The organism is Psychrobacter sp. AOP3-A1-26 (genome assembly GCF_052378235.1).
GTDB lineage: Bacteria > Pseudomonadota > Gammaproteobacteria > Pseudomonadales > Moraxellaceae > Psychrobacter.
Genome location: NZ_JBQSXN010000032.1, coordinates 1 through 14,430 on the forward strand (window position 1 = coordinate 1; position 14,430 = coordinate 14,430).

Annotated in this window: 13 protein-coding genes; 4 read left to right on the top strand and 9 right to left on the bottom strand. The window is 43.1% G+C overall.

Annotation, left to right across the window (positions count from 1 at the left end):
• The first annotated feature begins 108 nt into the window (after nucleotides 1-108).
• Nucleotides 109-486, top strand: coding sequence for a hypothetical protein (locus tag ACT3TU_RS07220; RefSeq protein ID WP_192522620.1), 378 nt, complete (start codon nucleotides 109-111; stop codon nucleotides 484-486).
• Between the two features lie 162 nt (nucleotides 487-648).
• On the opposite strand, the gene ACT3TU_RS07225 is transcribed toward ACT3TU_RS07220, so the two are convergent.
• Both ACT3TU_RS07225 and ACT3TU_RS07230 read right to left on the bottom strand, forming a co-directional pair.
• On the bottom strand, nucleotides 649-1,038 hold the full coding sequence (locus ACT3TU_RS07225; RefSeq protein WP_444784196.1) for a hypothetical protein: 390 nt from the start codon (nucleotides 1,036-1,038) through the stop codon (nucleotides 649-651).
• A gap of 281 nt (nucleotides 1,039-1,319) precedes the next feature.
• Nucleotides 1,320-1,835 carry a hypothetical protein gene (locus ACT3TU_RS07230; RefSeq protein WP_444784197.1) on the bottom strand — a complete coding sequence of 172 codons (516 nt, stop codon included), beginning with the start codon at nucleotides 1,833-1,835 and terminating at the stop codon, nucleotides 1,320-1,322.
• A gap of 294 nt (nucleotides 1,836-2,129) precedes the next feature.
• Here ACT3TU_RS07230 and recJ point away from each other — a divergent pair, with 294 nt between their 5' ends.
• Nucleotides 2,130-3,956 (top strand): single-stranded-DNA-specific exonuclease RecJ, encoded by a 1,827-nt coding sequence (gene recJ, locus ACT3TU_RS07235; RefSeq protein WP_444784198.1) that lies wholly within the window; start codon nucleotides 2,130-2,132, stop codon nucleotides 3,954-3,956.
• A gap of 135 nt (nucleotides 3,957-4,091) precedes the next feature.
• Here recJ and ACT3TU_RS07240 read toward each other — a convergent pair whose 3' ends face one another.
• The 7 genes from ACT3TU_RS07240 to ACT3TU_RS07270 form a co-directional block, all read right to left on the bottom strand.
• Nucleotides 4,092-4,940: a trimeric intracellular cation channel family protein gene (locus ACT3TU_RS07240; protein WP_225736883.1), complete on the bottom strand. Its 849-nt coding sequence runs from the start codon at nucleotides 4,938-4,940 to the stop codon at nucleotides 4,092-4,094.
• A 50-nt stretch (nucleotides 4,941-4,990) separates the two neighbouring features.
• Nucleotides 4,991-5,626 carry a trimeric intracellular cation channel family protein gene (locus tag ACT3TU_RS07245; RefSeq protein WP_192522616.1) on the bottom strand — a complete coding sequence of 212 codons (636 nt, stop codon included), beginning with the start codon at nucleotides 5,624-5,626 and terminating at the stop codon, nucleotides 4,991-4,993.
• A gap of 15 nt (nucleotides 5,627-5,641) precedes the next feature.
• Nucleotides 5,642-6,817, bottom strand: coding sequence for a multidrug resistance efflux transporter family protein (locus ACT3TU_RS07250; RefSeq protein WP_192522615.1), 1,176 nt, complete (start codon nucleotides 6,815-6,817; stop codon nucleotides 5,642-5,644).
• A gap of 97 nt (nucleotides 6,818-6,914) precedes the next feature.
• Nucleotides 6,915-7,661, bottom strand: a complete 747-nt coding sequence (queE, locus tag ACT3TU_RS07255; protein ID WP_192522614.1) for a 7-carboxy-7-deazaguanine synthase QueE — start codon at nucleotides 7,659-7,661, stop codon at nucleotides 6,915-6,917.
• Nucleotides 7,662-7,933: 272 nt separating this feature from the next.
• Nucleotides 7,934-8,755 (bottom strand): 2,3,4,5-tetrahydropyridine-2,6-dicarboxylate N-succinyltransferase, encoded by an 822-nt coding sequence (dapD, locus tag ACT3TU_RS07260; protein ID WP_192522613.1) that lies wholly within the window; start codon nucleotides 8,753-8,755, stop codon nucleotides 7,934-7,936.
• A 168-nt stretch (nucleotides 8,756-8,923) separates the two neighbouring features.
• A complete protein-coding gene (locus tag ACT3TU_RS07265) occupies nucleotides 8,924-9,865 on the bottom strand; it encodes an alpha/beta hydrolase (RefSeq protein WP_192522612.1) in 942 nt (313 codons plus the stop codon).
• A 189-nt stretch (nucleotides 9,866-10,054) separates the two neighbouring features.
• On the bottom strand, nucleotides 10,055-11,821 hold the full coding sequence (locus ACT3TU_RS07270) for an amidohydrolase (protein WP_444784199.1): 1,767 nt from the start codon (nucleotides 11,819-11,821) through the stop codon (nucleotides 10,055-10,057).
• A gap of 212 nt (nucleotides 11,822-12,033) precedes the next feature.
• On the opposite strand from ACT3TU_RS07270, the gene ACT3TU_RS07275 reads away from it, so the two are divergent.
• Together ACT3TU_RS07275 and arsS are read left to right on the top strand one after the other, a co-directional pair.
• On the top strand, nucleotides 12,034-13,311 hold the full coding sequence (locus ACT3TU_RS07275) for an FAD-dependent oxidoreductase (protein ID WP_444784200.1): 1,278 nt from the start codon (nucleotides 12,034-12,036) through the stop codon (nucleotides 13,309-13,311).
• Between the two features lie 143 nt (nucleotides 13,312-13,454).
• A complete protein-coding gene (arsS, locus tag ACT3TU_RS07280) occupies nucleotides 13,455-14,429 on the top strand; it encodes an arsenosugar biosynthesis radical SAM (seleno)protein ArsS (RefSeq protein WP_192522609.1) in 975 nt (324 codons plus the stop codon).
• Nucleotide 14,430 lies beyond the last annotated feature (1 nt).

Consider the following 14,430-nt stretch of genomic DNA (forward strand, 5'->3'; position numbering starts at 1 on the left):
GATAAGCTAATAAAGTAGGCTCTATTAAGTAGGTAAACAAGGCTGAGTAATGGTCGTAGAGTCAGGCATGCTAACGTATTTTATAATTTTAAGGTTGTGACTATAGTTATGTTTGATATCAAATCATTTTTTAAACGAGAAGTAGAAAAAAAGCTCATCAATGTGGATGACTACATTTTTATGCCTGAGCGTGTAGAGATGGAGCTAGAAGGCGGTCTATTAAATTGTGTACTCAATAGCGATGGTCGAGTTGATATTTTTTATACCAAGCAAGGGGTGACAGAGGTCAGCTCAGCATCGCGTAAGCATCCATTTACGGCGTTCGAAACTGAGCTATATCATGGCGTTTATGATGATATTATTCATGATTTAGTCAAAGAGGTAAGTAAAATACTTGATGGTAAATCAACGTACTTTCGCCATAATAAGACGTTAGCGCCTACCGCATCTTTAATGTCCAAGCCGCATACTACAAATAAACTGTAAACCAGTTTAGATTAATGCGATTGTAGAAAATACTGCAAGAAATCAATAATAAAGAAGGGTGCGTTATATATAACGCACCCTTCTTTTTTTATTTTACAACTATATTAAATTCAATCAAACCTAAGCGCCACTTAATGAGCCTAATTTTTTACCCCGACTGCTTTATTTAGCGAAACTTGCATAGCAGCTTTGTAGGGATTTGGCGACGACTCTGGTGACCAGCTGTGTGCGATATTGTGCATCTATTGCGGCATTGCCCAGTTCAACGATAGTGACTTGCTGCGGCGCTTGCTCACTAACGCAGCCACAAACATTGCTCTTCACAGTCTCTTGTTGCGTTTCAGTCATCGCCACGCTCGCAACACGCCAAGCATTTTGTTTTTCAATTTGGCTACGGCACTGATTGTCGATGGCAGATTTAAAAACATTCATGCCAATCTCATTTGCAGTACCTATCGCATTGTCTGCATTATTATTCATACCGCCAGTGGTTGTGCATCCAGCTAAAGCAAAAGTGGCAAGCATTATGGTTGAAGCCAAGCGTTTTTTCATAAGTTAGTCCTTTAACGTCTTTATTTATTTTTGAAGTTTATGTTTGGCTATTATTTATCTCATTTTTATCACTATTTTCAAAATGAGGACAGGCTCTAGTCGAAAGATGTTTTTGCCAAACAAGTGGTATATTATCAGTAAAGCCTATCAATGACACCATTAACCATGATTGGCTCAGACTGTATCAGTAAACATAAAAAACCAGCTAAGACAAATATGTTTAGCTGGCTAGTAATAAACGACTGTCTCGAATAAATGGCATTATCTAATATTGAATGGTTTTAAACATTTTTACCATGCTGTTTGGTTTGAATGTCTTTGGCCAGTTTATAGCATTCGTTGATATGGTCAGTGGCGATTTTCTTAAAAATCATATAACCCATAGTTGCCGCGACCAATTGCCCGCCAAGTGGAATAAATTTAGTGACCTGCTTGGCCGCGATACGACCACCGAATCCTTGAACCGTTTTTTTAACGATACCACGTGTCGCCATTAAACCGGCAAAATCAACAGTACGGTCTTTTAGCGCACCCCAATGTACTTCACGTGACTCTAAATCAACAGCGCCTTGACGATCTTTCAACAGCCCAAAGCGTTCACTGATTTCAGGTAACAGCATGGTTAGCATACCGGCATCAACGGCCACATCGAAAAATGGCACAGGAACGATAGCAACACCAGCTGAGAGCTTGGCGCGCTTTTTAACCAGATCCAGACATTCTTTTTTGACTTTTTCGAGGTCTAGATTAGGATCAATAGTGTTGGGTAGTTTTTCAGCGACTGGCGTGGTTTTCATAAAGTTTCCTTATAAGTTAACAAATTTATTAAAAACGATATAACGTCTCAAATATAAATAGGCCAATAGATAGCGAATATCTCAGTTGTTATCTATTTTATGGATTTATAAGCGGCATACAATCATTGCTTTGTAGCAAAATGCAGAAAAATACAGTCGCTATGCACCGTTTTTGTAAATAGCCCGCCTGAATATAAATTATGTCATGCTGAGCCCGTAAGCAATCGATAACCTTATACGGCAGTATTAAAAATTACCATTGTGACCGCTTACCAAAGTCAGTAGAATACTGGCATGCTAAAATTAACCTCCCGTTATACCAGCACTCGCATCGACGAGTTGCCCGCCGCGTTGCAACCGCTTGCCGCCCAATCCTTAACCCTTGCTCGCCTATATGCGGGTCGAGGAATCGTGCAGCCTGATGAGCTTGAAACTCAGCTGTCCGGTTTATTGCCGGCAGAGATGCTACAGGGTGTCACTGAAGCGGTGCCTTTATTGGACGTTGCTATTGATGAAGGGCAACGTATTCTTATCGTTGGTGACTTCGATTGTGATGGGGCGACCAGTACGGCGCTGATGATGCGTGCACTGACAGCGATGGGCGCGGTGGTCGATTTCTTGGTGCCTGACCGCTTTAAATATGGTTATGGTTTGACGCCAGAAATCGTCGAATTGGGTATCGAAACCTATCGACCTGACTTGATTGTCACGGTAGACAATGGCATTTCAAGCCATGAAGGTGTGGCACGCGCGCAAGCCGATGGTATCACCGTCATTATTACAGACCATCACCTCACGACTAAAGAAACGCCACCTGCTGAAGCTGTGGTCAATCCCAATCAGCTTGGTTGCCACTTTACTAGTAAGGCTTTAGTAGGGGTTGGAGTAGCGTTTTATGTCCTCGGTCGATTGGCAAAATTACGCCGTGAAGCAAGCAAGTCTACCGTCCAAGTCAGCCAGTATTTGGATTTGGTGGCACTTGGTACGATTGCTGATGTGGGTGTACTCGATAAAAACAATCGTATTCTCGTACATCATGGACTGGCAGCTATTCGTCAAGGGCGCTGCTCGCTAGGAATATTAGCGTTACTTGAGCAGGCAGGACGCGACCCCAAGCAGTTACATGCGCAAGACTTTGGTTTTGTCTTAGGACCGCGTATCAATGCCGCTGGGCGTATGGATAACATGCGTATAGGTATCGAGTGTTTATTAACGGATGATTGGCCAACCGCACAACGACTGGCACAAGAGCTTGAGCAGCTTAATCGTACTCGTCGCCACGTAGAAGGCGAAATGCTAGCGCAAGCGGATAGTATTGTGCAGGCGTTAGCTACTACTAATACAGATAGTGATAGTGATAGTGATAGTGATGAAAGTAGTGAGCTTATTGTCCAGAATAAGCCTGAAAAAAAGATAATTGACGATCGCAATCGTAGTATCGTTTTATATCAAGATGATTGGCATCAAGGCGTTATCGGTATCGTCGCAGGACGTTTAAAAGAAAGCCATTATCTGCCGAGTATCGTCTTTGCCCCAGCAGATACAGAGCGTACTGGTGACGACGATGCGATTAAAGGCTCAGCTCGCTCTATCGCTGGGGTGCATATTCGTGATGCGATTGAACAAGTTGCCGAACAGCACCCTGATTTAATCAGCCATTTCGGTGGTCATGCCATGGCAGCTGGCTTGACTATTAAACGCCGTAACTTTGAGGGTTTTGTGTCAGCATTTAACGAAGTCATGGCACAAATGGATGATGAAGTGTTTGCTGAGCAAAAATTTACCGATGGACCATTACAAGCGAGTGACTTTAGCTTATGGTTCGCTGAGCATTTAGCCGATGCCAGTATCTGGGGTCATGGCTTTGCGCCACCGATATTTGATGGCGTATTTGAAGTGCTAAGCTTTAAGGTATTAAAAGACAAGCACCTTAAGCTGTCGCTGCGTTATCCTGAGGTCCAGTATCCGATTGAGGCCATTCAATTTAATTTTGATAGCAACGCTTGGGACTATCGCGCCGAAAACGTACATATTCTATTTGAGTTAGATATTAATGAATGGAATGGCAAACAAAGTCTGCAATTAATGGTTAAGGATTTGGCGGTTATTACTGAGACCTAAAAGTATTGCTCATGATTATTGATTTAAAAGGGCGTTAATCTTGATGATTGACGCCCTTTTTTTTGATTTTACACGTTGTGTTTACTATCGATTGTAGTACCAATTCAATATAAAAATGCACGCTTACATTCGATCTTAAATATGATTTTTCTTCATCAAACTAATATCTGGAAAATGCCAATCATAGCGTACTGCTAACATGCGGATGACGAAAATAGTAATCATCGTCACGGATTCTTTTATCCAAGGCGTAAAACCCATACCTTCCATGACAAAATATAATATCCCGCCAAGAATCGCTGCGGTCACATAAATCTCGCGCTGCAATACCAATGGAATCTCATTACATAGCATGTCACGAATGACTGTTCCAAACAAAATATTCAACACCCCAAGTAGGATACAAACAGGAATATTTGCGCCCATTTCTTGTGCGACTTGGATGCCGATTAAGGTGAAAATAGCCAGCGCCAAGCCATCAAACAGCTTTAATAAGCCGTCCACATGTCGTGCTTTTGGATTACAAAACATCTGAAAGCCAACTGAAGTGATCGTAATAATAAGTAAGTAGTTCATATTCACCATCCAAAATAGTGGATAGCGATCAAGAATAATATCACGCGCGGTAGGGCCACTGATAGCGGCAATCATTGCCACTAAAATACAGCCAAACACATCAAAGTTCTTATGTTTGGCTAAAATGGTTCCTGAGACACTACAGGCAAAAATACCAAACATCTCAAGCCAAAACATAAACGAGGTTGGCTCAAATCGCGTCACAAACTCGGGCGTTAGAACGAGTGGACTCTGCACCACAGTATCAACAGCTGGACTCACAGAGACAGCAACGCTAGAGGAGGCCATAACGTTTAAAGGTGAGGCGAATAACATGTCAAAAGATTGGCCAAATAAAGTCACACAACAGGCATTTAGCCAGGCATAGACACTGACGCTAATAACATCGACGCTAATAAAACTGATCATAAAGATTCACATAGAAAATGTGCTCAGGCAGCTAAGAGGTTAGGCACCTGTTAATCCACTAAGCGTATGGAGGGAAGATGCCAGTCAAATTTGAGTGCCAACATGCGCACGGTAAAAATGACAAACAGCATTATAAATTCATTAATAACAGTATCAACACCCCAGTGATCGAGCACTAGGTAAGTCAACGATCCTACAATACTGGCGGTAATATAAATCTCACGCTGGAGCAATAAAGGTATTTCATTGCAGATGATATCACGTAGTAACCCACCAATAATGGCAGTCCAAACGGCCATCATCATAGCAATGACTGGTGACATATCTTGTGCCAGCGCGACGTTAAATCCAATAACACTGAAAGCCGCAAGTCCAATGGCATCAAAGAGTTTGAGCGCATTATCAATCTTATGGTACAGATGAAAGAATATCTGTAAAACAAGCGAGGTGACAGTAATCACGATAATATAGTTGAGATCGGTCATCCAAAATAGCGGATGGCGATCAAGTGCCATGTCACGTAGTGTACCGCCACCAATGGCGTTGACCATTGATACCAAGATACAGCCTGCAATATCAAAGCCTTTGTGCTGCGCCAGCAAAGTGCCGGCGATAGCGCAAGCAATGACGCCAACCATATCTAAGAGATATAGCAAAATATCAGGAAAGATAAAATTGTTCATCATTGCTATCTGCTAGCCTCAACCATCTTTCGCAAATAATATCAGCCCGAGCATAATCAGCCCGATACCGACCAATCCCAAGGCAGAAGGTACGGCATTATTAAGCAATAATATGCCACCGATTAACGCAAATATCACCTCACTGGCTTGGGTAGAGTCGACCCCAGCCACCTCACTAGAAGTAACCGCTTTTTCACGCGCATATAAGAATATACTCGTCGCTGCCACCCCTGCCAGTATAGCCACTAGCAAGGTGTTAAAGATTTGGGCAGTATCGGGTTGCTCAGGGCGCACTATCACGCCTAAAATAAGCCAAAATGGCAAACTACCGAGGGTCATGAGCCATACTTTATTAAAGGCATTTTGCAGTAGTGTGGTTTCGATAGCAGGAATGCGAGCGATGAGGTTTTGTAAGGCGGATGTCGGCTCAGCTATAGCTGCATTGGTTTCACTGTTAACGTCGTTAGCATTGGTGTTAGCTGTATCATAGCTGGCGGCAGGTAAATCGTAAGCTTCTGATATGAGCGGTTGGCTATGATCGTCGATACTGTTTTTATGAGCAGCATTTTTATGAGCCGCATTTTCTCTCGCCTGTTGTTGCTCGGCGCTATGCTTACGGGAGTTGTGAGACACTTGCCAAACCAGCTGATTACCGATTGGATAACTAAAAGCAGCAACCAGCGCAGGCAGTGCACCATATAGTATCATATCTCTCATTGGTACAGTATTGGCATCAGCTAGAGCAGAAGCACGTAAACCCTCGCTGAGGTTGACCAATACCACCCCAATAAAGACTAGAAAAGCATAAATAATGAACTTTTTGTCGAAGCGTTGCCCAAATGCCAGTAATACCAATAAACTGGTAACCACGGTAAACATAAAGGTCGCGGCGACTACCCAGCCTGCAACATGGTCACCAGCATAACAAATTCCGGTATAAAATACCCCAAAACCGATACTGCCGGTGACACACCAAAAGCCCCAGTGTTGCCGAAAAATAGTCGTCAACTCTTTGATACGACCAAAGCCATGCTGCATGGTGATAATGACGGTAATGATGAGCCACATAAAAATGTAGCGCAGGCTCGCTGACCAAAACCAATGACCACCGGCGTCACTCATGAGCTCATTTAAAATAAAGGTGGAGCTAAAAAATGCGCCCGCCAATAAGCCCAATAAAATTAATTTGACCATCCCTGTGTCCTTACCGTCAGCTTGCGATTTGTTTGTTTCGTTTTTTCAAATGGTTGGTGCAGACTATCTGATTTTTTTATTTTAGAGTTTTGATTGTTTATTTACCCTTGGCATCCGCCCAAATGATTTTGTGCAGTTGCAACTGAAAACGTACCGGTAGGGCATCGGCCAGTATCCATTCAGCCAGTTCACGCGCCAGTACGGGTACATCGGAGATGCTCATCTCTTTACTAGCATCTGCATCGATATCGTCCGCGACATTGAACATCGGTGAAAACCAAACTGTACCGACCAATTCATTGAGATTATGCTCAATCAGTTTTGTCTTCGACCAGTCATAATCTTCGCGGTTCATAATGACAAATTTAATTTGGTCATGTTGAGTCAAATAATCCAAATTCGACCAAAGATTTTTATCGGCTTCACCTGAGCTTGGGGTTTTAAGATCCATGACTTTACTGACCGCTGTCGGTACGTTTTCGACCGTGAGCGCGCCTGCCGTTTCAAGCGAAATCTCATAACCATCGTTTAGTAGACGCTTCATCAACTCGATAGCATTTGGCTGTGCTAAAGGTTCGCCACCTGTGAGGCAGATGCGCTTACAGGGAAAACTTGCGATGGTTGCCATGATGGTCTCAAGCGACTGCCGCTCGCCACCGCTAAAAGCATATTCAGTATCGCAGTAGACACAGCGTAGCGGACAACCAGTCAAGCGCACAAATATCGTCGGCAAGCCTGAGGTAAGCGCTTCGCCTTGTAGGGAATAAAAGATCTCAGTCAAACGTAACCCTGCTTCAGGGTCAGTGACAGGAATGGCCGCGCTGCGTAAAGATAACTCACTCATAATATTTCAAATACAGTTAGAAGATTGATAATGCGAACAAGCATATATCAAATAAAAGACAGTGTGATGGTATGAATAGCGCGAAGGCTAAGCGATACGAAAAGATGCGAAAATAAAAAAGTGAATTATAACGTAATGTCTGTTATTAAGCTGCTATTAAGCGACAAAAAAGACGCTGGAATAAACCCCAGCATCTTATTTTCTTACCATGATTAGGGGGCGTCCCCAATGTTTTCAAAATGAAGACACGCCCTCGCGTCACTATGAAGTGTTTAGTCTAAACGTAGTAGCTCATTAACTGCAGTTTTCGCACGCGTTTGCGCATCAACTTTTTTCACAATAATAGCAGCATACAAGCTATGGGTGCCATCTTTTGAAGGTAAAGTACCAGGAACGACGACTGAACCAGCTGGTACACGGCCGCGATGAATTTCGCCTGTTTCGCGGTCATAAATACGGGTTGATTGGCCGATATAGACACCCATGGAGATGACTGCACCTTCTTCGACGATAACGCCTTCAACGATTTCAGAGCGCGCGCCGATGAAGCAGTTGTCTTCGATAATCGTCGGGTTGGCTTGTAGCGGCTCTAAAACACCGCCGATACCAACACCACCTGATAAATGGACGTTTTTACCGATTTGAGCGCACGAACCAACCGTTGCCCACGTATCTACCATGGCACCTTGATCAATATAAGCACCGATATTGACATACGACGGCATCAATACTGCGCCTGCTGCAATGTATGAGCCTTTACGAGCCACAGCTGGTGGTACAACACGTACGCCGGCTTCTTTAAATTGCGCTTCAGTCCAGTCAGCAAACTTAGTCGGTACTTTGTCATAAAATTGCAGGTGTTCGCCAGCTGCTTGTACGTAATTGTCGTTTAAACGGAACGATAGTAATACCGCTTTTTTTGCCCACTGGTTGACGACCCATTCGCCATCCTTTTTTTCCGCAACACGTAAGCGACCGTTATCGAGTTGCTCAAGCACTTGCTCGATGGCATCACGAATATCTGGCGGCATGGTAGAGGGGCTATATTCATTGCGGCTTTCAAAGGCTTGTTCGATGATTTGTTGTAATGACATAAAACCTCCTAAAATTGATGAAAAAAATAAATAAATGAGAGGTAAGTAAATATAAATATTATAATTAATTAACTGATATCGTCTAAACTAAAAAATGGCCTGCCGTATTATTGTCGCTAATTTAGCGGTTTTTAGCAAACAAGTTCAGTACGAACATCAGTGCAGGTGTTAATGGTCAGAGGTATTACTATCAAGCCACTCTAAGATATCTTGATAAACTACCTTGTTGTTTTTTTCATGCAGCGGTTCATGGCGCATATGAGGGTAGAGCTGTACAGATACTTGATTAAAATGTTGTTTGTCTAAACGGCTGGCAATTTTGCGAATGCCACGGCCCATATCACCAATGGGGTCATTTTCGCCACTGAGCAATAACATTGGAAAGTCTTTAGCAATCGTCGTCGCCCAGTTTTTATTCAACCCCGCTTCCATTAGAGTGAACAAGGTCATAAAGCCGTTATTGGTAAAATCAAAACCGGTCAATGGATCGGCTTCATAGGCTTCGATAGCAGCAGGGTTTTCATTAATCCAAGCAAACGGTGAGGAAGAAATACGATTATCAAGTTTGCTGTTAAGTACTTTATTCATCACATTAGCAAATAAAGCATTTGGCTTTTTAGGCGCAGCTTTTGCCAATAGTTTATTAACGGGCAGCAATACTTTGGTCAATGGATTGGCGTCTGCCGTACCCATTAGGATGGCACCTGTAAAGTTGCGTGCATGGTGTTTGAGTACGTTGCGTACAATAAACGAGCCCATAGAATGGCCCATCACAAAATGCGGCACATTTGGATGGCGCTCCTTTAAACTGTCTGCCATCACGATGACGTCTTTTAATAACGACTGTACCGGATGCTCTTCGCCAAAAAATCCAAAGTCATCTTCTGATTTAATGGTCTTTCCATGACCCAGCTGATCATAAGTGGCTACGGCGATACCATTATCAGCTAAAAACTGCGCAAAGTCTGCATAGCGGCCGCTGTGCTCCGCCATACCATGTACGATGAGTAAGGTAGCCGTAATAGCTGTTTCATTGTCACTTGGTTCAAAAAAAGTATGATGTAGATAATGGGTATTGTCAGATGAGGTGATTTGTTCAGCAGTGCTCATAAGCGATTCCTAGTAATATTAGTGATAATGTTGATTTTTATAAAAAAGTGCGAAAAAACGGTTTTGAAAAAACCATTTCAAAAAGATTAAAGACAACTAACATTAAAGACAACTATAGTCGAACTCAGGTGAATTCGACTATAGAGTTTATAATTTATCTGTCATATGACTCTACATAGAGTCCGTTATTTATTTTGCTGGACGCTGATAAATCGTTTTGCCTTCTTTGATGGTCGTTACCACGTTAATATCCTTTAGCTTATTCGGTGCTATGGTCAATGGATTGGCGTCTAATATCACCAAGTCAGCCAATTTACCTTGGGTTAAGGTGCCTTTGCTGTCCTCTTCATAATACTCATAAGCGGCGTTGGTGGTAATGGCTTTTAACGCTTGATAGGGGCTGGCACGTTGGTCTTTACCAATGATTTTGCCAGAACGCGACGTACGATTGACCGCTGACCAAACGGTAAATAAAGGGTCAACTGGCGTCACCGTATCATCAGAATGATTGGTGTATTTCAGGCCCATTTTATCAGCAGTGGCTATCGGGCTTGAGAAGTTAGCGCGTTTTTCGCCTAAATTTTCGACATGGACGTCACCCCAAAAATACGTATGATTGGTAAAGAACGAAGGCATCATATTATATTTTTTGAAAGCTTGTAGCTGATCGGGACGCGCAAATTGGGCATGGATAGGCACAGTGCGGCGATCCTTATCAGCGGCTTGACCGGTTTTCTTCACCGCGTATTCGTGCGCTTTGATAATCATATCGGTCGCGCCATCGCCGTTATTATGAATAAATAATTGATTGTCGCGGGCGTAAGCTTTGACAAACATCTCATTGAGCGCATCTTGGCTGACACTAGGTAGACCGCGGCAGTCCTTTTCACAGTCTGGCACTGGGGTAATATAAGGTTGACTAAAATAAGCGGTTTTACCTTGCGGCGAGCCATCGGCAACGATTTTAGTGCCTTGCACTTTAAAGCCGTTTTGATAGGTCTTCCACACAAAATCTTTATCGGCTAAGTTTTCATCTAAATCACTGACGCCCGCAAGCGCGACCAAATCTATTTTAAGCTTACCTGCATCGGCTTGCTTTTGGAAAAACTCAATAGTGTTACGTGCTGTGGAGCCATTATGAGCAGTTGTTAAACCATTTTCGGCATAATAATCTTGCGTTTTTTCAAAGAATTTGGCTTGATTGGGCTCTAATACCTCGAGCATATGGCGCACAAAAGGATACATGGCGGTTTCTTGTACCAGACCATTGAGTTCGCTAGAGCCTTTGACGCGTGCAATATTACCGCCCTCTGGGTTTTTACTGTCGGCAGTGACCTCCATTGCTGCTAGGCCTTTACTGTTCGCCACGCCCATATGGCCACTGGTATGCTGTAGGTAAACAGGGTTATTAGGCAAGGCTTTATCGATTTCACCCTTGGTTGGATGGTGCTGTTCTGTTAATTGGCTTTCGTCATAACCCCAACCGTATATCCACTCGCCATCAGCGATATTATTGTCTTTTTTATAGGCTTTTAGTGCGGCTAGCATTTTATCGATGCTATCGACTTTGCCAACGGGAGGCGGGTTTAAATTGACTTGTCCCATGGTATTCGACACCATATCAAAATGGCTGTGCGGATCGATAAAGCCTGGTAGCAATGTCTTGTCGTTCAAATTGACTTGTGCGGCGTTGTTATATTTTGATTGAGCAGTATCTAGAGTACCAACGTAAGCGATTTTACCCGCTTGAGTGACCAATGCTTCTGCCATTTGTGGATTATCACCCTCCATGGTGATGATATTGCCATTGTAATAAACTGTCGCTGAGGAATCGCCGGTTTGTGAGGTTGGTTGATTGACTGTGGCTGAGGTGGCAGTTGGTGAAGTGGCGCAGCCCATAATGCTCGCTAGTCCAAGGCTTAGTAAAGTTGGCTTGATTATTGTGCTTATCGTCATCGTGCTATCCTCAAAGATCATTTAATAAATTTATATATTCAAATAGATATTATGACCAATTTAACGGCAAAGCCCTATACGGTCAAACGTATTTGTGTAGTTGTCTGCTTTGTGTAAGCGGCTCTATAACAAAATCGTTACCTAATGCTCAAATAATAGGCTTATAGGAATGGATAACCCAGCTATGAAAAACCAGCTATGAAAAACCAGCTATGAAAAAACTGTTATTAGCAGGAGCGGGGCATGCTCATATTGGCTTGTTACGCCGCCTTAGTAATGAGCGCGCAGACGATGCAATATTTATCAATACTGATGTTACTTTGATAACAGAGCAGCCACAGACGATTTATTCAGGTATGTTGCCTGGTTGGATGGCGGGACATTATCAACTCGATGATATCTGTATTGATGTAAAGTCGCTTTGTTTGCGAGCAGGTGTGCGCTTTGTTCAACGTCCGATAGTGAAAGTGGATGCTACTTCTCGCACAGTCATCACCAGTGGCAACAAACCATGCGGTGCTGGCTATGGTTGTTATTATAACTATGATTATGACGTGCTGTCCTTAAATACGGGCGCTGACACCAATCTAGACTGGTTAGAGACCAACAAGCGTCATCGTTTTGACAAAGAAATCGCTGATAAAGAGGGCATTGATAAAGAAAGCACTGATAAAGAGAATATTTATAAACAGACCTCCGATACAAAAGGTGTTATTGCTATCAGGCCGTTACATTACTTTGCGCGGCAGTGGCAACAAATCATTGCGGCGGCAAAGCAAACAACCCATTACCGACTGGCTATCGTTGGTGCTGGCGCTGCGGCGATGGAATTAGTGATGGCAGCGCAGGTTATATTGCAGCAGATTCACCCCAGTCACCAAGCCTATTTGGTCTGCGGTGAGCATTTATTGTCTGGATTTGATAATCGTTTTAGAAAGCGTGTCATTGGTCAGCTTAAACGCCATGATATTGAAGTCGTTTTTGCAAGAGCCATCGGCTTTGCTGAAGGGCGGTTGCTGCTGTCAGACTCATCATCAACTTCCTCGTTTGAGCATTCTTCACAGCAATCATCACAGACGTCTTTGCCAGTTGATGCTGTCATTGCTGCTACTGGTGTCACAGGATCAGCATGGACAGCGCATACCGATATTGCAACCATAGACAATGGGTTTATAGCGGTCAATCGTGTGCAGCAGAGTACCTCGCACCCTAACGTATTTGCCGTTGGCGATGTATGTACGCGTGTTGATCAAGATATGGCGCACTCTGGCGTGCATGCCGTGTTTGGCGGTATTGTAGAAGCTGATAATCTATTGGCATATTTGGCAGATGAGCCCCTGCAAAGCTATCAACCAAAAAAGCGTACGTTATATTTACTCTCTTGCGGCGATAAGTACGCCATCGGCAGTTGGGGTAAGTATAGTTTACAAGGTCGATGGGTTTGGACTCTCAAACGATACATTGATAAGCGCTTTATCAATGCCAAATAAAAGCGATATAATCAAATATTATTGATTAGATAAACTTTAATATGGTTATATATTAATAAGACAGCAGGTATAAAGTCATCCTTCTTATCTTTTAAGACGTACTATAAAAATTGGCTCTTAAACCAACTGGGTTCTATACTTTTATGAAATCTACCATTGAATTACTCGAGTTCACCGATTTTCCTGCGATCAAACGTCGCGAATTGACGGTATTACAAGTTAATATGGGCTACTTATGTAATATGTCCTGCGTGCATTGTCACGTGGCGGCTAGCCCTTATCGCACAGAGATGATGTCGCGTGAATTGGTTGAGCTGATACCAAAAGTGCTACAGGCACAAGGTATTCATACGCTGGATTTGACTGGCGGCGCACCTGAGATGCACGAAGATTTTAAGTATTTGGTTAAAGCGGCGCGGGCATTAGGTGTCAAAGTGATCGATCGCTGCAATTTAACGATTTTAATGGAAGATGGGTTTGAGGGTTTGGCCCAGTTCTTAGCAGATAACCAAGTAGAAATTATTGCTTCTTTGCCGTGTTATTCGCTCAAAAACGTGGATAAGCAGCGCGGCAAAGGTGCCTTTGATGACAGTATTTTAGGGCTACATAAGCTCAATGCGCTGGGTTATGGTAAGTCTGGCTCAAATCTCACTCTAAACCTCGTCTATAACCCACAAGGCGCTACGTTACCACCTGATCAGCAGCAATTAGAAGCAGATTATAAGCACGAGCTAAAACAACATTTCGATATTGAGTTCAATCAATTGTTTGCATTAACTAATATGCCCATTCAGCGTTTTGGTGCGGTACTATTAGCCAAAAATGAGTTTCATCCGTACATGGATTTGCTCAAAGCGAGCTATGAGGCTGAGAATTTAAAAGAGGTGATGTGCCGTGAGACGATAAGTGTCAATTGGTTGGGTGAATTGTTCGATTGCGATTTTAATCAGCAACTAGAGATGCCAGTGCCCAATAAGTCGCGCCGTCATTTACGAGACTTACTGACTCAGCATCCTAGTGGTGACGATATCGCTATCGGTGATCATTGCTATGGTTGTACAGCGGGCCAAGGTAGCAGTTGTGGTGGCTCCTTAGAAGAAAAAGATAGCGTTATTTAAG

What these genes read in the sequence shown, in the direction of transcription:
- ACT3TU_RS07250 (WP_192522615.1), bottom strand. Translation starts at nt 6,817, where the DNA reads ATGGTCAAATTAATTTTATTGGGCTTATTGGCGGGCGCATTTTTTAGC.
- recJ (WP_444784198.1), top strand. Translation starts at nt 2,130, where the DNA reads ATGCTAAAATTAACCTCCCGTTATACCAGCACTCGCATCGACGAGTTG.
- ACT3TU_RS07225 (WP_444784196.1), bottom strand. Translation starts at nt 1,038, where the DNA reads ATGAAAAAACGCTTGGCTTCAACCATAATGCTTGCCACTTTTGCTTTA.
- ACT3TU_RS07220 (WP_192522620.1), top strand. Translation starts at nt 109, where the DNA reads ATGTTTGATATCAAATCATTTTTTAAACGAGAAGTAGAAAAAAAGCTC.
- ACT3TU_RS07240 (WP_225736883.1), bottom strand. Translation starts at nt 4,940, where the DNA reads ATGATCAGTTTTATTAGCGTCGATGTTATTAGCGTCAGTGTCTATGCC.
- ACT3TU_RS07270 (WP_444784199.1), bottom strand. Translation starts at nt 11,821, where the DNA reads ATGACGATAAGCACAATAATCAAGCCAACTTTACTAAGCCTTGGACTA.
- ACT3TU_RS07245 (WP_192522616.1), bottom strand. Translation starts at nt 5,626, where the DNA reads ATGATGAACAATTTTATCTTTCCTGATATTTTGCTATATCTCTTAGAT.
- ACT3TU_RS07230 (WP_444784197.1), bottom strand. Translation starts at nt 1,835, where the DNA reads ATGAAAACCACGCCAGTCGCTGAAAAACTACCCAACACTATTGATCCT.
- ACT3TU_RS07265 (WP_192522612.1), bottom strand. Translation starts at nt 9,865, where the DNA reads ATGAGCACTGCTGAACAAATCACCTCATCTGACAATACCCATTATCTA.
- ACT3TU_RS07275 (WP_444784200.1), top strand. Translation starts at nt 12,034, where the DNA reads ATGAAAAAACTGTTATTAGCAGGAGCGGGGCATGCTCATATTGGCTTG.
- dapD (WP_192522613.1), bottom strand. Translation starts at nt 8,755, where the DNA reads ATGTCATTACAACAAATCATCGAACAAGCCTTTGAAAGCCGCAATGAA.
- queE (WP_192522614.1), bottom strand. Translation starts at nt 7,661, where the DNA reads ATGAGTGAGTTATCTTTACGCAGCGCGGCCATTCCTGTCACTGACCCT.
- arsS (WP_192522609.1), top strand. Translation starts at nt 13,455, where the DNA reads ATGAAATCTACCATTGAATTACTCGAGTTCACCGATTTTCCTGCGATC.